This window comes from Nonomuraea insulae (genome assembly GCF_042656245.1).
In genome coordinates this window covers 62,898-82,669 of the sequence record NZ_JBHSPA010000012.1, presented here as the reverse complement: position 1 = coordinate 82,669, position 19,772 = coordinate 62,898, and the positions used below count along the sequence as shown (strand labels likewise).

At 69.5% G+C, this 19,772-nt stretch carries 19 protein-coding genes and 1 pseudogene; 15 read left to right on the top strand and 5 right to left on the bottom strand.

Annotated elements, in window-relative coordinates:
- Both ACFPZ3_RS09475 and ACFPZ3_RS09470 read left to right on the top strand, forming a co-directional pair.
- Nucleotides 1-289 (top strand): SDR family NAD(P)-dependent oxidoreductase (locus tag ACFPZ3_RS09475; protein ID WP_379513608.1); only part of this gene is annotated, 289 nt, incomplete at its 5' end.
- Between the two features lie 312 nt (nt 290-601).
- Nucleotides 602-1,204, top strand: coding sequence for a TetR/AcrR family transcriptional regulator (locus ACFPZ3_RS09470; RefSeq protein WP_379513607.1), 603 nt, complete (start codon nt 602-604; stop codon nt 1,202-1,204).
- 162 nt (nt 1,205-1,366) lie between these two features.
- Here the strand turns inward: ACFPZ3_RS09470 and ACFPZ3_RS09465 are convergent, their stop codons facing one another.
- The gene (locus ACFPZ3_RS09465) at nt 1,367-1,561 is read right to left on the bottom strand and encodes a hypothetical protein (RefSeq protein WP_379513606.1); all 195 of its coding nucleotides are present in this window, start codon (nt 1,559-1,561) and stop codon (nt 1,367-1,369) included.
- A 109-nt stretch (nt 1,562-1,670) separates the two neighbouring features.
- On the opposite strand from ACFPZ3_RS09465, the gene ACFPZ3_RS09460 reads away from it, so the two are divergent.
- Nucleotides 1,671-1,850: a helix-turn-helix transcriptional regulator gene (locus ACFPZ3_RS09460; protein ID WP_379513605.1), complete on the top strand. Its 180-nt coding sequence runs from the start codon at nt 1,671-1,673 to the stop codon at nt 1,848-1,850.
- Between the two features lie 853 nt (nt 1,851-2,703).
- On the opposite strand, the gene ACFPZ3_RS09455 is transcribed toward ACFPZ3_RS09460, so the two are convergent.
- A complete protein-coding gene (locus ACFPZ3_RS09455) occupies nt 2,704-3,606 on the bottom strand; it encodes a helix-turn-helix transcriptional regulator (protein WP_379513604.1) in 903 nt (300 codons plus the stop codon).
- A gap of 148 nt (nt 3,607-3,754) precedes the next feature.
- Here ACFPZ3_RS09455 and ACFPZ3_RS09450 point away from each other — a divergent pair, with 148 nt between their 5' ends.
- The 5 genes from ACFPZ3_RS09450 (at nt 3,755) to ACFPZ3_RS09430 (ending at nt 10,286) form a co-directional block, all read left to right on the top strand.
- Nucleotides 3,755-5,017 carry an MFS transporter gene (locus ACFPZ3_RS09450; protein ID WP_379513603.1) on the top strand — a complete coding sequence of 421 codons (1,263 nt, stop codon included), beginning with the start codon at nt 3,755-3,757 and terminating at the stop codon, nt 5,015-5,017.
- Nucleotides 5,018-5,173: 156 nt separating this feature from the next.
- Nucleotides 5,174-6,217 (top strand): zinc-dependent alcohol dehydrogenase family protein, encoded by a 1,044-nt coding sequence (locus tag ACFPZ3_RS09445; RefSeq protein WP_379513602.1) that lies wholly within the window; start codon nt 5,174-5,176, stop codon nt 6,215-6,217.
- Between the two features lie 238 nt (nt 6,218-6,455).
- Nucleotides 6,456-7,106 (top strand): (2Fe-2S)-binding protein, encoded by a 651-nt coding sequence (locus ACFPZ3_RS09440; RefSeq protein WP_379513601.1) that lies wholly within the window; start codon nt 6,456-6,458, stop codon nt 7,104-7,106.
- Between the two features lie 7 nt (nt 7,107-7,113).
- Nucleotides 7,114-8,094: an FAD binding domain-containing protein gene (locus ACFPZ3_RS09435; protein ID WP_379513600.1), complete on the top strand. Its 981-nt coding sequence runs from the start codon at nt 7,114-7,116 to the stop codon at nt 8,092-8,094.
- A complete protein-coding gene (locus ACFPZ3_RS09430; RefSeq protein WP_379513599.1) occupies nt 8,091-10,286 on the top strand; it encodes a xanthine dehydrogenase family protein molybdopterin-binding subunit in 2,196 nt (731 codons plus the stop codon). The genes ACFPZ3_RS09435 and ACFPZ3_RS09430 overlap by 4 nt, the downstream gene beginning before the upstream one ends.
- 63 nt (nt 10,287-10,349) lie before the next feature.
- Here the strand turns inward: ACFPZ3_RS09430 and ACFPZ3_RS09425 are convergent.
- Nucleotides 10,350-10,580: pseudogene (locus ACFPZ3_RS09425) on the bottom strand (recombinase family protein); the annotation flags it as partial.
- Entirely contained in the window at nt 10,577-11,476 is a 900-nt protein-coding gene (locus ACFPZ3_RS09420) for a helix-turn-helix domain-containing protein (RefSeq protein WP_379513598.1), read from the bottom strand. The pseudogene ACFPZ3_RS09425 and the gene ACFPZ3_RS09420, both read right to left, overlap by 4 nt.
- 287 nt (nt 11,477-11,763) lie before the next feature.
- Here ACFPZ3_RS09420 and ACFPZ3_RS09415 point away from each other — a divergent pair, with 287 nt between their 5' ends.
- Nucleotides 11,764-12,138 (top strand): cyclophilin-like fold protein, encoded by a 375-nt coding sequence (locus ACFPZ3_RS09415; RefSeq protein ID WP_379513597.1) that lies wholly within the window; start codon nt 11,764-11,766, stop codon nt 12,136-12,138.
- A 531-nt stretch (nt 12,139-12,669) separates the two neighbouring features.
- On the opposite strand, the gene ACFPZ3_RS09410 is transcribed toward ACFPZ3_RS09415, so the two are convergent.
- Nucleotides 12,670-13,935 (bottom strand): ROK family protein, encoded by a 1,266-nt coding sequence (locus ACFPZ3_RS09410; RefSeq protein WP_379513596.1) that lies wholly within the window; start codon nt 13,933-13,935, stop codon nt 12,670-12,672.
- 188 nt (nt 13,936-14,123) lie between these two features.
- Here ACFPZ3_RS09410 and ACFPZ3_RS09405 point away from each other — a divergent pair, with 188 nt between their 5' ends.
- The 6 genes from ACFPZ3_RS09405 (at nt 14,124) to ACFPZ3_RS09380 (ending at nt 19,711) form a co-directional block, all read left to right on the top strand.
- Nucleotides 14,124-14,912 (top strand): ATP-binding cassette domain-containing protein, encoded by a 789-nt coding sequence (locus ACFPZ3_RS09405; protein ID WP_379513595.1) that lies wholly within the window; start codon nt 14,124-14,126, stop codon nt 14,910-14,912.
- On the top strand, nt 14,909-15,976 hold the full coding sequence (locus ACFPZ3_RS09400; RefSeq protein WP_379513594.1) for an ABC transporter permease: 1,068 nt from the start codon (nt 14,909-14,911) through the stop codon (nt 15,974-15,976). The genes ACFPZ3_RS09405 and ACFPZ3_RS09400 overlap by 4 nt, the downstream gene beginning before the upstream one ends.
- Nucleotides 15,977-16,000: 24 nt before the next feature.
- A complete protein-coding gene (locus ACFPZ3_RS09395) occupies nt 16,001-16,993 on the top strand; it encodes a sugar ABC transporter substrate-binding protein (protein ID WP_379513593.1) in 993 nt (330 codons plus the stop codon).
- A 17-nt stretch (nt 16,994-17,010) separates the two neighbouring features.
- Nucleotides 17,011-17,877: a sugar phosphate isomerase/epimerase family protein gene (locus tag ACFPZ3_RS09390; RefSeq protein ID WP_379513592.1), complete on the top strand. Its 867-nt coding sequence runs from the start codon at nt 17,011-17,013 to the stop codon at nt 17,875-17,877.
- Entirely contained in the window at nt 17,874-18,905 is a 1,032-nt protein-coding gene (locus tag ACFPZ3_RS09385) for a Gfo/Idh/MocA family protein (RefSeq protein WP_379513591.1), read from the top strand. Before ACFPZ3_RS09390 ends, ACFPZ3_RS09385 begins: the two co-directional genes overlap by 4 nt.
- Nucleotides 18,906-19,099: 194 nt before the next feature.
- The gene (locus tag ACFPZ3_RS09380; protein WP_379513590.1) at nt 19,100-19,711 is read left to right on the top strand and encodes a hypothetical protein; all 612 of its coding nucleotides are present in this window, start codon (nt 19,100-19,102) and stop codon (nt 19,709-19,711) included.
- Nucleotides 19,712-19,772: the final 61 nt, after the last annotated feature.

The following is a 19,772-nucleotide window of genomic DNA, read 5'->3' as shown; positions in this document are numbered from 1 at the left end:
CGTCGGCAGCAAGCACGCCGTCGAAGGCATCACCAAGTCGGTGGCGCTGGAGGTCGCCAAGTCGGGAATCCGGGTGAACGGTGTAGCTCCCGGCCCCACAGATACCGGCATGCTGACTCGTTTCACCGGCACGTCGGAGAACAAGGCGGCCCTCGTGACGCAGGTCCCGCTGGGCCGCCTCGGCCTGTCAGAGGAGCTGGCCGACGCGATCGTGTTCATCGCATCGGATGAGGCCTCCTTCATCACCGGCCACATCCTCAACGTCGACGGCGGCATGACGACCAACTAGACCGCGGCACACAGGAGCACTGCCTCGCGGAGAGCAGCACCACGATCAACGACCACACCCACCACACCACGCCAACCACATAGCCCACTTCCCGTATCCGGAGCGGTTCGTGACCCACATGAAGCTGTTCCCCCACAGCTAGGAGCACCACGCCAGGCCCGCACAGCGGAGGCGGTCACCGGAACGCGGTGACCGCCTTCACGCGTTGACCTGGAAGACCGGTCTGTCTAGCCTTGTTATACCCGGTAGAAGTCGTATAAGCCGCCGACAGGAGCAGTAGACTGTACCGCCAGTCTGAAAGAAGGAACCCCCATGCCCGGCAAGGTCAACGCCTCGAATCCATCCGTGCGCGAACGTCTGCTGGCCGCCGCCGACGACCTGTTCTACCGCGAAGGCGTGCAGACCGTCGGCATCGACCGCATCGTGAAGCAGGCCGGCGTTGCCAAGGCGTCGCTCTACAACGTGTTCGGCAGCAAAGACGAGCTGGTGCAGGCCTACCTGGACGCCCGTCACGCCGACACCCGTGAGCTGGTTGAGCGCTCCCTGACCCGGTTCCGGACGCCACGTGAGCGTCTGCTGGGGGTTTTCGACGCGCAAGGCCAGCTGTTCACCGAACCCGACTTCAACGGCTGCGCCCACATGACGGCCAGCGCAGAGGCAGCACACGGCAGCGTCGTCGAGGGCGCCGCGGACCGATACCGGCTGTGGGTGAGAACGCTGTTCACGGACCTGGCGCGAGAAGCCGGCGTCGCCGACAGCGACGGCCTCGCGAGGCAGCTTCACCTGCTGTACGACGGCGCAGGAGTCTCGGCACGCATGGACCGCGATCCCTCAGCCGCGACGACCGCCCGCGCGGCGGCCGCCGCACTGTTCGATGCTGCGGTCAAGGATGGGGATGGGGTCGGCTCCAGGTAGTAATCCGGTCAGACCCGAAGGCCGGCACATGGGTGGCGCCGGCGAACCGCATTACCTGGGTGCCACCTTTCTATGTACACAGCAGTCGCTCGTACGGCGAGACCGATGTCCCGACTGCTCCGGGTTTCGGCGGCGCTGGTCGAGCAACTGCCAACGGAGCCCTCAGTGTTCGTGGCCAGTGCGCTGATGCGCGAGGCGTACCTGGCGATGATCGGCGACCACGACCCGGCCGACAGCCCCCGCGCCCGTCTGCTGCTCGAGGTCGTCATCGCGGAGCTCGCTCGCGCCCCGCAGGAACCACTGCGCCTCCCGGAGCCGAGCGACACTCGCCTCAAGGCCGTTAGTGACCTGCTGCACGCCGCCCCGGCCAGCCCGGCGACACTGGCGGAGCTGGGGCACAGAACGGGCTCGAGCGAACGAACCCTCAGCCGTCTGTTCAGCAGCGAACTGTCGATGAGCTTCACCAGTGGCGCACGCTGCTGCGCATTCAGCGGGTACTGCTCGAACTTGCGAAGGCGCCTCGGTCACCGACACGGCGATACGCCTGGGCTGGGCCAACCCGAGCAGTTTCATCGAAGCCTTCACCGAGCTCGTCGGCCAGACACCTGGTCGCTACCACTCTGCGGCGCGCGCAGCTCACGACTAGCGTCAGCCTGGCGGGTTACCCGTAATTTGTTGGCGGAACATCGGTGGCAGAGCCGGTTGCCGCATGGCTGGCCGCTCTGCGCGGATTCGCCGATCGCATCTCCGCCAGCCGTCGTCCCGCACTGGCCTTCGGGCTGGAGGTCGATCGCGCCCGCGGGCCCAAGCAGATGAATACAACGCGACAGGAGACCGGCGGCGTCACTGGAACTCAGACAAGGACTACAACCTGATCTGGTTCGTCGAGCAGTGCTTGAGCAACGCGCTGCGGCTGAAAAATGATATCGCCGACGCCGACCGCGCCGGGGTCGGGGGAACTGGCCGAGTTCTTCCTCCGTGCTCAGGGCGAAAGCCGCAGGGGAGCCGAGCAGGCCAAGGATCTCCTTCGCCGGCGTCTGGCCGGATGACGCCATGGGGGATGTCTTCTTCCGTGGGAGGTCGCAACGTGTCATGACCGCTTCGATCGGTTTGGCGGTGTCGGCGGCGATGCCCGCCAGTCTCTGGCTGACCGGCCACCGCGCTTCGCTCTCGGTTCACGGTGGCGTCGGCGCTGCGGTCGCACCCGCGTCAAGGAGTGCAGCGCGTGATGTGACTATTCACAAAATCAACCTTCGGTAGAGGGCCGCATTACTCCCATTCGGATAGTTACCCCTCAGGTCGGGGGACCTAGGGGGCAACGGCCAGGCCAGTCGCTGCATCGGGGGGAGCAGCGGCAGCGCCGCATGATGCCGGGCCGGGCAGACGGCTGTTCTGCCCGGCCCGATGACTGCCGCCTTGCAGGTCCAGTCGAACGGTGACAACCTCGACGAAGCCCGCCCGTGATCCCCGCCGGGTACCGGTTGAAGGGTCGGCGCGCTTCAGCGTGGCTGGTTGGTGGGGTGTGGTGTCTGGGGCTGGGTGGCTGCGAGGCTGGCGAGGAGTTTGAGCCGGTCTTCGGAGGTGGTGCCCGGTTCGGCGGTGTAGATGGTGAGGTCGTACACCGTCCGGTTGGACATGGGCAGGTCGAGCGACTGGTAGGTCAGCTCCAGGTCGCCGACCTGGGGGTGCCATAGCCGCTTGGTGCCGTCGTGGCGGATGCGGACGTCGTGGGCGGCCCACTGGCTGCGGAACTCGGTGCTGAGGGTGGACAGTTCGCCGATGAGTTCGCGCAGGGCGCGGTCGTGCGGCTCGCGTCCGGCTTCGGCGCGCAGCAGCGCGGCGGTGGCGGCGGCGGCGTCCCAGTCGACGAAGAACTGCCGGGAGCTCGGGTCGAGGAAGATGTAGCGGGCGATGTTGGCGCGGCCGTGCTGCGCGGTGGTGGGGCTGTCGAAGACCGGGGCGTGCAGGGCGCGGGCCAGCGGGTTGCCGGCGACGATGTCCTGGCGGCCGTTGCGCACGAACGCCGAGGACATCGTCATGGAGTCCAGCAGCCATTGGACACGAGGCGGGACCTGGACGTCCTTGCGGCGCGACGGTGCGCGGCGGACGGGCCGGGACGCGCGGGCCAGGTCGAACAGGTAGGTGCGTTCGTCCTGGTCCAGTTGCAGGGCCTGGGCGACCGCGTCGAGCACCTCTTCGGACACGCCGCTGATGTGGCCCTTCTCCAGCCGCGTGTACCACTCGGTGCTCACGCCGGCCAGCACCGCGACCTCCTCGCGGCGCAGCCCGGGCACCCGGCGCCGGCCGCTGGTGGGCAGCCCGACCTGCTCCGGAGTGAGCTTCGCGCACCTGGTGGCGAGGAAATCCCGGATCTGGTCGCGGTTGTCGGGTCGCTGCTCCATGCCCTCCACGGTAGCCGCAGGGTTCTGGCAGGTGGCGGGGGTAAGGGGGGTTGAGCTTGTCCCCCCGATAAACGCGCTCTGCCTCGCGCGCGGCCAGGCGGGTTTCCTGGGATCAGCACGTTGAACGCGACCCGATGCGGAGATGGATTTGAGGACGCGAGGAGAAGTCGTCGAGCGGTCCGCCGGGCCGGGCGAGGCAGACACGCTCGCCGAGCGCGGGCAGTCACCCGCGCGGCCCGCGCGGCTGCCGCTGGTGGTCTATGTGCTGGCGGTGGGCACCTTCTTGATGCTCACGACCGAGTTCGTGGTCGCGGGCCTGCTGCCGGAGATCGCCGGCGACCTGCGGGTGAGCGTGCCCCAGGCGGGACTGTTGATCACGGTGTTCGCGGTGGGGATGATCATCGGTGCGCCGTTGATGGCGATGCTGACGCTGCGGCTGCCCACACGGTTGACGCTGATGCTGGCCCTGGGCGTGTTCGCGGCCGGGCACCTGATCGTCGCGGTCGGCTCCAGCTTCGCGCTGCTGCTGGCGGCACGATTTGTGACGGCGCTGGCGACCGGGGCGTTCTGGGCGGTGGCCAACGTGGCCGCCAGCCGCGCCGCGGGTCCTGCCGCGAGCTCTCGTGCCCTGGGCCTGGTGGGCGCCGGAGGCATGCTCGCCAACGTCGTCGGGGTGCCGCTCGGCGCGTTCGCCGGGCAACTGGTGGGCTGGCGGGGCCCGTTCTGGGCGCTGGCGGTCCTGGCGGTGGCGGCCGCCGCTCTGATCGCCCGCACCGTCCCGCACGACGGCCCGGACCACGGGACGGTGTCGGTGCGGTCGGAGGTGACGGCCCTGCGTTCGGGGCGGCTGTGGCTGGTGCTGGCGGCCTGCGCGACCACGACCGGCGGGGTGCTGGCGGCCTACTCCTACATCGCGCCGCTGCTGACCGGCCGGGCCGGTATCGCGGCCGGGCTCGTGCCGCTGGTGCTCGTCGGCTTCGGCATCGGGGCCCTGGCGGGCTCACTGGTGGGTGGCCGGCTCGGGGACGCCCGCCCGCACACCGTGACGATCGCGGCGGCCGCGGGGGCGACGGTCCTGCTGCTGGCGATCTGCCTGCTGTCGGGTGATGCCTGGGCCACGGTCGTTCTGGTCGCGTTGCTGGGGTTCTTCGGACTCGGCGCCAACCCGGTGCTGATCTCCCTGTCGGTCCGCTTCGCCGGTCAGGCGCCTACTTTGGCCTCCGCCCTGACCGTCTCGGCGTTCAATCTCGGCACTGCGGCCGGGTCCTGGATCGCCGGGCGCGCGCTCGACTCCTCCCTGGAGGCCGTCGGCCCGGCCGTGGTCGGCACCGCCATCGCCGCGCTGACCTTGATCCCGACGATCATGATCGCCGTCATCCAGCGCCGGCGCGCCGCCGCACCCGCCCGCTAGGTCCCCGCCACCGGGTGTATGGCCAGGTCAGCCGGGGAGGGGCAAGGAGCCATGACGCTCGAACCAGCTCGTGTCACGGCCCGGGGCTGCTGCCCCGCCGCCACCACCTGAGACACACCACCATCGGAAATCAACCACCTGATACGGAGAATCTTGATGCGTGCAACCCTGATGTACGGCGCCGGCGACGTCCGGGTCGAGGAGGTTCCGGACTCGGTCATCAAGCTGCCCACCGACGCGCTCGTCCGCGTCACCGCCTCCTGCATCTGCGGCAGCGACCTGTGGCCCTACAGCTCGATGAAGCCGGAAGACGGGCCCGCCCGGATGGGCCACGAGTTCATCGGCATCGTCGAGGACACCGGCCCGGAGGTGACCACCGTCCACCGGGGCGACCTGGTCGTCGCCCCGTTCGCCATCTCCGACAACACCTGCCAGTTCTGCCGCGAGGGCCTGCACACCTCCTGCACCCACCCCCAGGCCAACTTCTGGGACGGCGAACCGGACGAGGGCGGCCAGGCCGAAGCGGTCCGCGTCCCGCTCGCCGACGGCACCCTCGTCAAGCTGCCCGTCGCGGCGGACTCGGCCCTCATCCCGTCCCTGCTGACGCTCTCGGACGTGCTCGGCACCGGCTACCACGCCGCCGTGGCCGGCGGCGTCAACGAGCGCACCCGCGTCACCGTGATCGGTGACGGCGCCGTCGGCCTGCTGGCGGTGCTGTCGGCCAAGCGCCTGGGCGCCGAGCAGATCATCCTCATGGGCCGCCACCAGACGCGCACCGACCTCGGCCGGGCCTTCGGCGCCACCGACGTCGTCTCCGCCCGCGGCGAAGAAGGCATCGCCCAGGCCCGCGACCTCACCGGCGGGCACGGTACGCACGTCGTGCTCGAAGCCGTCGGCACCATGTCCGCCTACGAGCAGGCCCTGGGCATCGTCCGTCCGGGCGGCGCCATCAGCCGCGTCGGCGTCCCGCAGTATGAGGAGGCGCCGATCGGCATGGGCAGCCTGTTCCGCCACAACCTCCGCCTGGCCGGCGGGCCCGCGCCGGTCCGGGCCTACATCGAGGAACTGATGCCCGACATCCTGGACGGCACCATCGAGCCGGGGAAGGTGTTCGACGTCACGACCGACCTGGACGGCGTCCCGGCCGGGTATCAGGACATGGCCGACCGCAGGAGCCTCAAGGTCCTCATCAAGCCCTGATCTCGAGAGGCGTGACAGAGGCGGGGTCCGGCCTCGTCCGGGCCCCGCACCCAGCTCGCAACTGTCGCCCGCTCCGCGGGAGGAACGACTGTTCCTGCGGCGTGCGTCGTTGGTGATGCGACGTCCCGCGACTGGCCGCCGCGGCGACATGTGCGCTGGTCCCAGTCTTGCCGCGGCATTCCGCCACCTGTCGTGCCGCTATGCGGCGCTGATCTGTCCGTGATGCGAAGGAGTGCATATGTCCTCTGAGTCCCCTGTTCCAGCTCCCATCTCGGCCGTCGAGCCCTCCTCGCTGCTCAATCGGCGCTCCTTCATCGCGGTCAGTACCGCTGTCGGGGGTGCCGTCGTCGCGGACGGCGTGATCGCCGGACCGTCTCTCGCCGCCCCGCGGGAGGCGGCCGCCGCTGCCGAAGAGCCGCTCAGGGGTCGCCTGTCACTGACCGTCAACGGCGAACGGCACGCCGCGATGATCGACAACCGGACCTCGCTGCTGGACCTGCTGCGTGAACAGTTCGGGCTGACGGGCACGAAGAAGGGCTGCGACGCCGGAGCCTGCGGCGCCTGCACCGTCCTGGTCGACGGCCGCCGGGTCAACGCGTGCCTGACGCTGGCGGTGCGGCTGGAGGGCGCCGAGGTCACCACCATCGAGGGGCTCGCCCCGGGCGAGGACGACGACCTGCACCCATTGCAGCAGGCCTTCATCGACCAGGACGCCTTCCAGTGCGGCTACTGCACCCCCGGGCAGATCATGTCCAGCCTCGGCTGCATCCGGGAAGGCCACACCGGCTCACCGGAGGAGATCCGGGAGTGGATGAGCGGCAACATCTGCCGCTGCGGCTGCTACACCAAGATCGTCAAAGCGGTCGAGCAGGCCGCCGGCGGGAAGTGAGGTTCGGATGCATCCCTTCTCCTACACCAAGGCCGCCGATATCGATGGCGCGCTCACCGGCGGCCGGCGAGGCGGTCGCTACATCGCCGGTGGCACGACCTTGGTGGACCTGATGCGCGAGAACGTCGAGCGTCCCGCCGAACTGGTCGACATCGCCGCCCTCCCGCTGCGCGAGGTCACCGCCACCGCGGGCGGGGGGCTGCGCATCGGCGCGCTGGTATCGATGGCCGAGGCCGCCGCCCACCCCAAGGTGCGCGCCACCTTCCCGGTTGTGTCGCAGGCGCTGGAGCTGAGCGCCTCTGCCCAGTTGCGCAATATGGCCACCATCGGCGGCAATATCATGCAGCGCACCCGGTGCACCTACTTCCGGGATGTGACGGCGGCCTGCAACAAGCGCGAGCCCGGCTCCGGATGCGCGGCGCTGGACGGTTTCAACCGCAGCCACGCCATCCTCGGCACCTCCGATCAGTGCGTGGCCACGCACCCCTCCGATGTCGCTGTGGCCTTCGCGGCGCTGGAGGCCACGGTGCTCCTGTCGGGCGCCGACGGGGAACGTCGCGTCGTCTTTGCCGACTTCCTGCTGCGGCCGGGCAGCACGCCGCAGCGGGAACAGGCCCTGCGGCCCGGTGAGTTGATCACCGCCGTTGAGATCCCGGCCCATCCGCGCCCGCTCACATCCGGATATCTGAAGGTGCGCGACCGGCAGTCGTATGAGTTCGCGCTGACGTCGGCGGCCGTCGCCCTGCACGTGCGGAGCGGGGTGATCCGCGAGGCGAAGGTCGCCGCCGGCGGGGTGGGCACCGTGCCGTGGAAGCTGCCCGCCGTCGAGCGCCGGCTCGTCGGCGAGCGGCCGTCCGAGGCGCTGTGGGCCGAGGCGGCCGCGTGGGCGGCCGACGGAGCCCGGCCGCTGCAGCACAACCGATTCAAGATCGAACTGCTCAAGCGCACCGTCGAACGTCAGCTGCGCATCGTAGGAGGTATGAAGTGAGCCCCCAGCCGCGGGCAGCCGTGGGTGCGCCGCTGTCCCGGGTGGACGGGCGGCTGAAGGTCACCGGGCAGGCGCTGTATGCCGCCGAGCACGACGTCAACGGCGTCGTGCACGCGGTCATCGTCGACAGCGGCATCGGCCGTGGACGTATCACCTCGATCGACACCCGCGCCGCCCTGGCCCACCCGGGAGTGCTGCGGGTGATCAGTCACCGCGACGCGCCGAAGCTGCCGTACCGCGACAACTCCGCATCGAACAATCCGCCCGGGCGGCGGCTGCGTGTCTTCCAGGACGACCGGGTGCTCTTCCACGGTCAGCCGGTCGCCGTCGTGGTGGCCACCACCCTGCAAGCCGCGCAGCACGGCGCGGGCCTGATCGAGGTCCGCTACGACGCCGAGCAGCCCTCGACCGATCTGCACGAGGCCGAAGCAGACGAGCCGACGCGCTATGCGCGCGGCGACGCCGAGGCCGCCCTGCGTGCCGCCGCCGTTCGGATGGACCTGACCTACCGCACGGCGCGCAACCATCACAACCCGATGGAGCCGCACGCCGTCATCGCCCGCTGGAGCGGCCATCGGCTCACCGTCTGGGACAAAACCCAGTGGGTCGTCGGCACGCAGACCGAGCTCGCCGCCGTGTTCGGCATCCCGGCGCAGGCCGTACGGGTGATCTCCCCGTTCGTCGGCGGCGCCTTCGGGTCCGGGTTGCGGTGCTGGCCGCACGTGGTCGTCGCCGCGCTGGCCGCCCGCGTGCTGGCTCGTCCGGTCAAACTCGTCCTGAGCCGCAGGCAGATGTACTTCGGCACCGGCTTCCGGCCCTCCTACGACTACCGTCTGCGGCTGGGCAGCGACCGCCGGGGACGCCTGATGGCCATGGCGCACGAGATGGACGCCGAGACCTCCTCGTATGAGAAGTTCACCGAGACCATCATGCCCGCGGGGCAGATGCTCTACAGCATGCCCAACGTGGCGCAGGCCTACCGGACGGTGCCGCTGGATGTGAACACGCCGCTGTGGATGCGCGGCCCGGGCTTCGCGACGGCGTCCTTCGTCATCGAGTCGGCCCTGGACGAACTGGCCCACAAGCTCGGCATCGACCCGATCGAGCTGCGCCGGCGCAACGAACCTGACCAGGATGAGTCCACCGGGCTGCCGTTCTCCACCCGCCGGCTGCGCGAGTGCTACACCGTCGGCGCCCGCGAGTTCGGCTGGGACCGCCGCGACGCCGAGCCGCGCTCAAAACGCGACGGCGACTGGCTGATCGGCATGGGCATGGCCGCCGGCGTGTACGAAACCCAGCGCAACCCGGCCCAGGCCCGGGCCCGTCTGAACGCCGACGGCACCGCCCTGATCCAGGCGGCGGCCAGTGACATGGGGCCGGGCACCTACACCTCCCAGACCCAGGTCGCTGCCGACGCCCTCGGGCTGAGCATGCGCACGGTGACCTTCCGGCTGGGCGACTCGCTGTTCCCGCCGACCCCGCCGCACGGCGGCTCGATGACCATGGCCAGCGTCGGCTCCGCCGTCCTGGACGCGTGTAACCAGGTACGACAGCAGGCGATCAAGCTGGCCGTCGAGGACCGCCATTCACCGCTGTACGGGGCGGCCGCACAAGACATCGTCGTCCGCGACGGCCGGATGCACGTCAAGGACAAGCCCGCCCGCGGCGAGACGTACCAGCAGCTCCTGGCCCGCAACAACCGCACCCACCTCGAAGCGCTCGGCTCCTACTCCCGGCCGTCCGGGCCCGAGCGGCACTCCTTCTACGCCTACAACGCCACCTTCGCCGAAGTCGCCGTGGACGCGGCACTGGGCCTGGTACGGGTGCGGCGCATGCTTGGCGTGTACGACGCCGGCCGCATCATCAGCCCCAAACTCGCGCACAGCCAGGCGATCGGCGGCATCGTGGGCGGCATCGGCACGGCCCTGCTGGAACACACCGTCACCGACCACCGCGACGGCCGCATCGTCAACGCCAACCTGGCCGACTACCTCGTCCCCGTTAACGCCGACGTGCCCGACATCAAGACCATCTACCTGGACGGCGAGGACCGCGAGGCCGACCCGCTCGGCGTCAAAGGACTGGGCGAAGTGGTCCTCATCGGTGTGGCCCCCGCCATTGCCAACGCGGTCTTCAACGCCACCGGCCGCCGGATCCGCCAGCTGCCCATCACCGCCGAGGCGCTGCTCTGACCCGGACGCTCCAGCAGCTCGGAGAGCACACAACCGGTCCGGCTGTTCGGCCAGGGCGGCCAGGTCGAGTCCGCGGCCGAGTCGCTTGTGCTCGGGGACCACGAGGCTGACGGCGATGCCTGCCGACCGCAGTTCCCGGGCCAGGGCGACGGCCTTGTCGAGTTCGGGGCGCGTGGTGGCGCGGGTGGAGATCTTCTCGGAGACGATCCGGGTGACGTCGGCGGCTTTGAGCGCGTCGAGCTGGGTGTCCAGGGATTGGCGGAGGGTGGAGGTGGTCGCAGCGGGCTGTGTCAGGTGTGCTCGACGGGCGGGTGGCCTGTGTCCTGGAACCGGTCGGTGTGCTCGTGAGTGGCGGCCCAGGAGGTGAGCAGGCGGAGCGCATCTTCAGACGGGGAGCCGGGTTCGGCGGTATAGATCGTCATGGACAGGTCGGGCTCGGCGCGCAGGTCCATGCTCTCGTAGGCGAGGGTGAGGTCGCCGACGATGTGGTGGTGGAAATGCTTGACGCCGGTGCCGTGGGTGCGGACGTTGTGTGCTCCCCACCGGCGCCGGAAGTCATCGCTGCGGGTGGACAGCTCCCCGACCAGGTCGTGCAGGCCCTTGTCATGCGGGTCTTTGCCCGCGGCGGTGCGCAGGTTCGCCACGCACATGTCGGCGGCCAGATCCCAGTCGGGGAAGAAGCGATGGGCCGCACTGTCGAGGAAGGTGAAGCGGGCGAAGTTCGGCGGCTCGGTCGGATCGACGTAGAGGTCGCAGTACATGGCCCGGCCCAGGTGGTTGGCGGCCAGCAGGTCCGACCGGTTGTTGCCGATGATCGCCGGGGCGGTGGTGATGGTGTCGAGCATCCATTGCAGGCTGGGCCGTGCGGTCGGCTGCTTGGGGCGGCGCCGGCGCAGGATGGCGTTGCTGCCGTCGGCCTCGTGTGCGAGGCGCAGCAGGTGGGCGCGTTCGGCGTCATCCAGGTGCAGGGCGCGGGCGATCGCGTCGAGGACGGCGACCGAGGCTCCGGCCAGGTGGCCGCGTTCGAGCTTGGCGTAGTACTCCACGCTCATCTCGGCCAGGGCGGCGACCTCGCTGCGCCGCAGTCCGGGGACGCGGCGCTGCCCGGCGACGGGCAGGCCGGCCTGCCCAGGGGTGATCTTGGCGCGCCGTGAGGTGAGGAATGCGCGCACTTCGGACCGGTTGTCCACGCCACGACGGTACGCCAAGCTCTGGGCACGTGGGATGCACTGGTAGTACACCCATCAGGAGTGACTTCCGCACCCCGGCCGGCCCGGATGTGCTGGATGCCATGACCGAGGTTGTGATCGCATCCAACACCGCTTGGACCCGCCGCCTGGCCGCCTGCCTGCTGACCGCCTCGCTGGCCGGCCTCCTGACTGGGTGCTCACTCTCAGCAGACCCGCATGACACCGGGCTCGCGCTGCCGGTGTCATCTCCGGTGTCATCGCCGGGCCCGGCGAGCACCGTATCGGGGATGCCGGTGGTGCTGCGGTTCGGCGACCATGTCATCGCCGCGACGTTGACCGACACGCCGGCGTCGCGGCAGTTCGCCGCGATGCTGCCCTTGACCGTGCAGATGACGGACGCGTGGGGGCAGGCGAAGGCGGGCCGGTTGCCGCGCCTGCTCACCGCCGAGGGCGGTACGACGGTTCATGATCCCTCCGCGGGTGGCATCTATTTCTGGCCCGTGAGCGGGGTGATCGCTGTCTACTACGACGACCTCGGCCAGTCGGTGCCCGATCCGGGCCTGGTCCGTCTCGGCGTCGTCGAGGCGGGCCTGGACAGGCTCTCTGACGCGGGCAGCCGTCTCGCGGTCCGGATCGAGTCGGCCGCCGCGTCGCGCCGGTGATCGTTTCCTGGTCGTGTCTTCGAGCGAGCGAGTACGATCCGGCCCTGGGCCTTCACGTGGCGGAAGGCTCAGCGGGTGGAGGCGCAAGGTGCGGTTGTGTTTCGGGCGATGTCGGCTTCGTGCACGGTCGTTCGGGTGCGAAGGCTGGATCTGACGTTCGTGGCGGCTGCCGGAACGCCGGCACCGCCCGGCGCACCTACGAAGTGGGCCAGCGCACTCTCGCTCTCAGTGAGCAGGGCCTGGTTGCCGACCGCTGCACCAAGGCGATCGAGCAGCTCGGCGGAGCCGGCCGTCCGGCTGGGTGGCATCTACGCGCTGGAGCGGATGGCCCGTGACTCGGCGCGCGATCATCCGACCGTGATCGAGGTTCTTACCGCGTTCGTGCGCGAGCCTTCCTGCCTCGCCCGGTCCCACACATCCGACCGTGATGCGCATGGGCAGGAAGAGACGGCGGCACCGCCGAAAGGGCGGCCACGGCTCCGGGCCGACGTACAGGCAGCAATGGCTGCCTGACTCCGAGCCGGACTGGGGTCATGGAGACGCGTGGATGATGTCGACACGTCCGGAGGGGGTGCCGTTGTCGATCCACCGGCCTAGGTGCTTTCGGGACAGGAGTTGGTCCACCACCATGAAGGCCGCGCCCACGAGGCCGGCGCGATCGCTGAGCGGGGAGAGCGCGATGCGGAGGTTGCGCGTAGCGAGAGGAAGCGCGCGCTGGTAAACGACCTGGCGTATGGCGGCGAGTATGAGGTCGCCTGCTCCTGCGGCAACGCTGCCGCCGATGAGGATGAGCGCCGGGTTGTAGGCGTTGACCAGGCCGGCCAGCATCTTGCCGACGTACTGTCCGGAGCGGGTGATGAGCTCGGCAGCGGCGGAGTCGGCTTGGGCGGCGGCGGCCACGACATCTTCCGCGTCGATCGGGCGCGGGTGCTCGCCCATGCGGATGGTGGCCAGATAAGGGCTGCTTCCGTCGGCTGCCGCAGCCTCTCCCTCGCGGGCCAAGGCTGAGCCGCTGGCCAGTGCCGCCACGCATCCGCTGTTTCCGCACCAGCAACGGACCTGCGAATCCTCCGCCACGATGATGTGCCCGGCCTCGCCCGCGGATCCGGAGGCGCCGCGGTGGAGCAACCCGCCCGAGATGAGGCCCGCCCCGATCCCGCTGCCGACCTTGACGAAGAGGAGGTCGCGCTCTCCCTGGCCGAGTCCGTTGCGCAACTCGCCCAGGGCCATGAGGTTGACCTCGTTGTCGACCCACACCGGCACGTTGTACTGCTCGGCGAACCGTTCCCGGATGGGGTAGTCGCCCCACCCGGTCATCGTGGGCAGCGAGATCGGCCGCCCGGTGGCCCAGTCGACGGGGCCGAGCACGCCGATGCCGATGCCCCAAAGGGGCGAGCCGCCCGCCGGTCTTCTGGCCATCAGCTCGTCGAACAGCTTCGCCACCCGGCTGAGCGTCTCGTCCGGCCGTGTGGGGACCTCTGCTCCCTCCTCATGCTGGTCCAGTAGCCTGCCGGCGAGGTCGGCGACGCCGACGCTGATGCTGGTTGCTCCGAGTTCCGCGACCAGGACGTGTCCTGCGTCCGAGTGGAACTGCAGCTCCCGCGGCGCCCGGCCGCCGGTGGTGGGGGCTAGGTCACCCTCTGTCACCAGCCCGGCGTGGCCGAGCTGAACAAGCCGTTGAGTGACGACTTTCCTGCCCAGACCGGAACGCCGGATCACCTCTGGCCGAGTGGAGATCCCTGATCGGACCAGGTCGAGGACCGTGACCAGGGTGTCTAGCTGCTCGGACGGGGGCATCCGGGACTCCTCTACTTCGGTTCTTAGCGCCTATAAGTTAACACTTTCCAGCGACCATCCTTACCATGAGGAGCGCAGCAAGGTTCCTTGGGCATTGACTTATGTTCCTTGCGAACCTATGGTCCCAGTCACATCGGTCATCTAGCCGACATAACCCTGAAACGTCCGTGTTGCAGCGGAGGGAACACATGACTGACGGCCCGGCACCCCCCACCCACACTGACATCGCGATCGCGGGCAGCCACATCGCCAAGAGATTCGGCCATGTGCAGGCGCTCACCGACGCCTCGGTTACCGTGCGCGCCGGCGAAGTAGTCGCCCTGTTCGGTGACAATGGAGCGGGCAAGTCCACCTTCCTCAAGACGTTGCTCGGCATCGTCCAGCCAGACCAGGGCGAGCTGGTGATCGGCGATGAGACCGTCAAGCCGTCGAGCGTACGGGACACCCAGCACAGGGGTGTCGAGACCGTTCACCAAGACCTCGCCCTCGCGCCTGATCTGTCGATCATCGACAACATGTTCCTCGGGCACGAAGTCGTCCACCGCGGTATACGCGGACGGCTCGGCACGCTGGCCCGCCGCCGCATGGGCGAGCGGGCCGATGCAGCACTGCGTGAACTGGGCATCATGTTGCCCTCCCTTACCATCCCCGTACGCGACCTGTCCGGTGGCCAGCGGCAGGCCGTCGCCGTGGCCAGGGCCGTGATGTGGGCGCACACCGCGGTCCTGATGGACGAGCCGACCGCCGCGCTCGGTGCCCGGCAGAGCGAGATCGTCTGCGAGCTGATGCGCACCATCGCAGGTCGCGGCCTTGGCGTGCTGGTGGTGTCGCACGACCTGCCGCGTGTGCTGAAGGCCGCCGACCGGGTGACGATCCTTTGGCGCGGGCGCACCGCGCTGGAGGCCGACGCGGCGAGTCTCACCGTGCCGGACGCCGTGGCCGCCATGGTCGGCTACCACAAAGAAGAGGCCGCATGAGGACCGCCGCCGCCGCACCCGACCACAAGGAGCTGGAGGAGACCCGTGCGGTCGCAGCACGGCACCCCGTGCTTCGCTGGGTGGCCACCGGCGGTGCCTGGGTGTTCCTCCTTGACCTGCTGCTGATCCTGATCTTCGGGCTGCTCTCGGACGACCAGGTGTTCTGGAGCCTGCAGAATGCCCAGGCGCTTCTGCTCGGCGGAACCGAGGCGCTACTGCTTGCCCTGGGGCTGGCCATGCTGCTCGGTGCGGGGGTCTTCGACCTGTCGCTCGGCGCGAACCTGGTGCTGTCCTCGATTGTGGGCGCGCGGGTGATCCAGCTCGTGGCCGGCACAGCACCAGACGCCTCCGGCCAGTTCCACGACGCCGGGACCGCGATCCTGCTCGGGCTGCTCGCCTGCGTGCTCACCGGCACACTGTTCGGCCTCATCAACGGGTTGATCATCGCCTATCTCGACGTCAACTCGCTGATCGCCACGCTGGGCACCATGGGCGTGGGTACCGGCCTCGGGCTGCTCATCACGAACGGTGGCGATCTCGGCGGCCTCCCGCCCGCGCTGCAGACCGGCTTCGGTCTGTTCACGCTCGCTCACATACCCGTACCCGCTCTGGTGGCCATCCTGATCGGCCTCGCCCTCTGGACGGTGCTGCGCTATCTCAAGTACGGCATGCGCACGCTGGCCATCGGGTCCTCCCGCGCCGCCGCCGAGCGAGCCGGTCTACGGGTGCGCCCACACCTGGTCTCCCTGGCCGTGCTGGCCGGGACGTTGGCCGGACTCGCTGGATTCGTCGATATCAGCCGCTTCGGCTCCACCACCGTGTCCGGCCATTCGACCGACGCGCTCACCGCCGTCACTGCCGTCGTCATCGGCGGCACCCTGCTGGAGGGCGGCCGGGTGAGCATCCCCGGCGCCATGTGGGGCACCATCCTGGCCGTCGTACTCCAGGGAGGCCTTGTCATCCTCGGAGTGAAGCCCTTCTTTCAACTCATCGCCATCGGCGTCGTCCTGGTCGCGGCGGTCGCGATCGACCGCATCCGCTACAAGCGCCGCGAAGCGCGATAGCCCCGCTTGGAAGGAGACAGAACCATGCATCCCACGAGATACCTCGTCGCTGCCGGCCTACTCGCTCTCACCGCGTGCGGCACAGTCGGAGACACCGGCACGAGCCCCAAGAACGAGAAGATCTCCCTCGTCGGTGTCGCCGGAAACGCGGTCGACCCCTACTGGACCACGCTGATGTGCGGGGCGACCAGGAAGGCCAAGGAACTTGGCGTCACGCTGACCTGGAAGGCCTCCCAGACGCCCAGCAGCCAGGACCAGCAGACCAACCTGGACGCCGCGCTGCTGACCAAGCCCAGCGGCCTCATCCTGGCCCCGCTCCAGGCGGGCCAGTTCTCGGCCAAGGTCGGACAGTTGATGGGCCAGGGCCTGCCGGTCGTGGTGGTGAACAGCCCCATCACGCCCCCGACCGAGTACCAACTCGTGCAGAGTGACCCTGACGTGCACGCATTCGCCAAAATGATCGCCAAGCAGGTCGGCCACTCGGGGACGTTCGCGGTACTCGGCGGACGGCCGGGCACCGTTGCTCTGGACAACCGATGGAAGCCCGTCGTGACGGAACTGGCCAAGGTCGCGCCCAAGGTGAAGGTGCTGGACACCGAGTACACCGACTTCGACCGCAACAAAGCCGCCAGCATCGTCTCCTCGTGGATGATCGCCCACCCTGACCTGACCGCCGTCTACGCCGTCACCGGCCCGGAAGGCGGCGGCGCGGCGGCCGCAGTGCAGCAGGCCGGCAAGCAGGGCAAGGTCAAGATCTACTCCTACGACGCCACTCCGGACGTCGTGTCCGCGCTCAAGGGCGGGACGATCACGGCGCTACTGGCTCAGGCGCCCGCGGTGCAGGGCCAGAAGGCGGTCGAGGTCATGGTGGACTACCTGAAGTCCGCCCCCGCCCCGGGCGCAGTTCGTCAGGCGGCCCAGCCGCAGATCCTCATCCCACCCAAGATCCTCACCAAGGACAACGTGGACTTGGCCGAGGGACAGGACTACCTCTACAAGCCGACCTGCGACGCATGAGGGGAATCACCACGTCCATGCCTCGACCACTGATCGCCTTCAACCCCCTGACCTGGTACTTCACCCCCGACGGCCACTACGATCCGGCGGCGGCGCCACCGCTGCCGGAGATCTACCAGAAGATCCGCGACGCCGGCTTCAGCGCCGTGCACGCGGATGTGCCAGAGACCATGACGGTCGATGACTACCGGCTGCTGCTGAACGACTCGGGCCTGGCGCCCGCCCCGGGCTACTTCCAGGCCTCCTTCGCCCAGACCGATGCGGCGAGCCTGGAGAAGGCGAAGCGAACGGCCGGGCAGCATGCCCGCCTCGGCCTGGACCGGATCTTCATCGCCGAGCAGTTCGGCACCGCCACGCCGCGTCTCACGTCACCGGGCATGGGTGTGGCATTCGACCAGGACCGGCTGCAGCGGATCATCGACGGGCTGACCGTCACCTGCGAAGCCATGAGCGCCGAAGGCGTGCGCCCATGCCTGCACCCGCACGTCGGCACCTGGATTGAGACCGCCCAGGAATCCGACGCCGTCCTGGCCGGGGTGAGCCAGGACGTGCTGCTGCTCGGCCCGGACACCGGCCATCTGGCCTGGGCGGGCGCCGACCCCGTCGCCTACCTCGAGCGCCACCTGCACCGGATCGGCGCCGTCCACCTGAAGGACCTCAGGCACGCTGTACGAGAACAACGAACGGATTACCACAGCGCCACCGCCGCCCACCTGTGGACAGAGCCGGGCCGCGGCGACGTCGACCTCGCCGCCGTGCTCAAGACGCTCAGCCACTTCGACGGCTGGTACGTCATCGAGGTGGACATCGCCGACCAGCCCACCCCGGAACGCAGCGCGGTCGTGTCGGCGGCCTGGGCCGCCACCCACCTGGGGGCGGCGTGAAGGGCCGCCTCGGGGTCGGCATCGTCGGAGCCGGCCCCGTCACACAGGCGATCCATTTGCCCACCCTGGCCACACTCTCCGACCGGTTCACCGTCGAGCACGTCATGGACGTGGACGAGCACCTCGCCGCCACCGTGGCAGCACGCGCGGGCGCTCGTTCCAGTGCCGACCTGCGCCGGCTGCTGGACGACCCGGCCGTGGACGTGATCGCGATCTGTAGCCCCCACCACCTGCACGCCCAGCAGGTCGAGGCGGCCGTGGAGGCTGGCAAACGGGCCATCCTGTGCGAGAAACCCCTTGCGACGACCGCACCGGAGGTTGAGCGCATCGCTGAGATCTCCCGCAGCCATGGCGTGCCCGTCCTGGTCGGCGCCATGCATGCCTACGACCCGGCCTACCTGGCCGTCCAAGCTCACTGGGGCGACCTGCCGGGCGACGCCCGGCTCATCCACTCGACCATCTACCTCCCGTCCAACGACGAGTTCATCGCCCTGGCCACCGACCCCGCCACCCCGCCACCCCCGCCTCCACCCCACACCACGCCGGCCCAGCGTCTGCGTGGAGGCGTGCTCGGCCTGGGCACTCACGTCATTCCGCAGCTCCGCCGGTTCATGCCCGAGGTAGGCGAGGTCACCTTCGCACGCCGCCTGGAGCCGTTCGGCTATCAGATCTTGCTCACCCACGACGACCGGACGGCCGAGCTGGTCGCGCTGATGCCGGGCGCATGGCGGCCCGACTGGAGCTTCCGCGTCTGGGGAGCCGAAGCCGAGCTCCACATCACGTATCCGCCCTCCTACGTGCTCGCGGCCTCAGCCACCGCCACGCTCACGCGGCGCGGCGAGCGACGCACCTGGCACTTTCCCCACAACGGCTACCAGGCCGAATGGGCCCACCTTTCCGATGTCGCCCTTGGCAAGGCGGCGCCGGTCATTCCGGTCCAGACCGCGGCAGAGGACATGTTGTTCGCCCTCGACCTGGCCGACAAGGCCACCGCCGCCCCGCGAACCCCCATGCTGGAGGACGTGTGACCCCTTCCCTCTTCGCTGTCGCACTCCCCGCGGAAGATCCGGCAGCGGCTGACGCGCATCGCTCGGTTCTGGCGAGCCTGCCGGCACGCTTCCGGGTCGGCCCGGCCCTTGCGCCGATACAGGTGATCTCCGGACGCGTTCCCGGATGGGTACACCGGGCAGAAACGGCGGTCACCGCCGGAACCCCCGCGGTCATGCTGACCCACCTCGGTCCCGCCAATCCAGACGACCTGCGCAAACTCGCGTCGGTCGCGGACCGGGCGGGCGCGCTCATCGCCGTGGACCTCCCCTTCGCCGCCGACCGAACCTGGACGGCCGCCCTGCCCCGCCTCCGGCAGGCAGTCCAGAAGGCGGCACTACTACGCAGTCTCGTCACCACCACCGAACCGGCCACCCTGCCGGAAGCACGCCTGGCGCAACTCGCGATGATCCGCGCAATTCTCGATGAGGTCCCCTCACTGACCGCCGCATCGGCGCACCAGGACCACTACGCGCTCACCGCGAGCGAGGGCCGCATGGCGATCACCGTCACCGCGGTGGTCTCTCCCAGCGGCCCGCCCCGCCACACCTTGGACCTACTCGGTACAGACCAGCACTGGCATGTTGATCTCACCGACGAAGGCCCAGCACACCCGGCGCACATCACATTGGCTGACGCCACCGGCCAGCACACCACCCGGCCGGTGTTCGAAACCGGACGACGCGCGGCGTGGATCGCCCTGTTCGACGCCCTCACTGGCGACCGCGCCCGCCTGACGTGCTCGATCGCCGAACTCGCCGAACTCGCCGAACAGTGCCCGTCGTGAGCCGAGACAAGCCCGCATTCCCTAGTCGGAGTTTCCTGTCCGGCGTGATCGATGTTTGAGT

Excerpts from the sequence above, each read along its gene's own strand:
- ACFPZ3_RS09470 (WP_379513607.1), top strand. The coding sequence starts at position 602 with ATGCCCGGCAAGGTCAACGCCTCGAATCCATCCGTGCGCGAACGTCTG.
- ACFPZ3_RS09455 (WP_379513604.1), bottom strand. The coding sequence starts at position 3,606 with ATGGAGCAGCGACCCGACAACCGCGACCAGATCCGGGATTTCCTCGCC.
- ACFPZ3_RS09445 (WP_379513602.1), top strand. The coding sequence starts at position 5,174 with ATGCGTGCAACCCTGATGTACGGCGCCGGCGACGTCCGGGTCGAGGAG.
- ACFPZ3_RS09440 (WP_379513601.1), top strand. The coding sequence starts at position 6,456 with ATGTCCTCTGAGTCCCCTGTTCCAGCTCCCATCTCGGCCGTCGAGCCC.
- ACFPZ3_RS09435 (WP_379513600.1), top strand. The coding sequence starts at position 7,114 with ATGCATCCCTTCTCCTACACCAAGGCCGCCGATATCGATGGCGCGCTC.
- ACFPZ3_RS09415 (WP_379513597.1), top strand. The coding sequence starts at position 11,764 with ATGCCGGTGGTGCTGCGGTTCGGCGACCATGTCATCGCCGCGACGTTG.
- ACFPZ3_RS09410 (WP_379513596.1), bottom strand. The coding sequence starts at position 13,935 with ATGCCCCCGTCCGAGCAGCTAGACACCCTGGTCACGGTCCTCGACCTG.
- ACFPZ3_RS09405 (WP_379513595.1), top strand. The coding sequence starts at position 14,124 with ATGACTGACGGCCCGGCACCCCCCACCCACACTGACATCGCGATCGCG.
- ACFPZ3_RS09400 (WP_379513594.1), top strand. The coding sequence starts at position 14,909 with ATGAGGACCGCCGCCGCCGCACCCGACCACAAGGAGCTGGAGGAGACC.
- ACFPZ3_RS09395 (WP_379513593.1), top strand. The coding sequence starts at position 16,001 with ATGCATCCCACGAGATACCTCGTCGCTGCCGGCCTACTCGCTCTCACC.
- ACFPZ3_RS09390 (WP_379513592.1), top strand. The coding sequence starts at position 17,011 with ATGCCTCGACCACTGATCGCCTTCAACCCCCTGACCTGGTACTTCACC.
- ACFPZ3_RS09380 (WP_379513590.1), top strand. The coding sequence starts at position 19,100 with ATGCTGACCCACCTCGGTCCCGCCAATCCAGACGACCTGCGCAAACTC.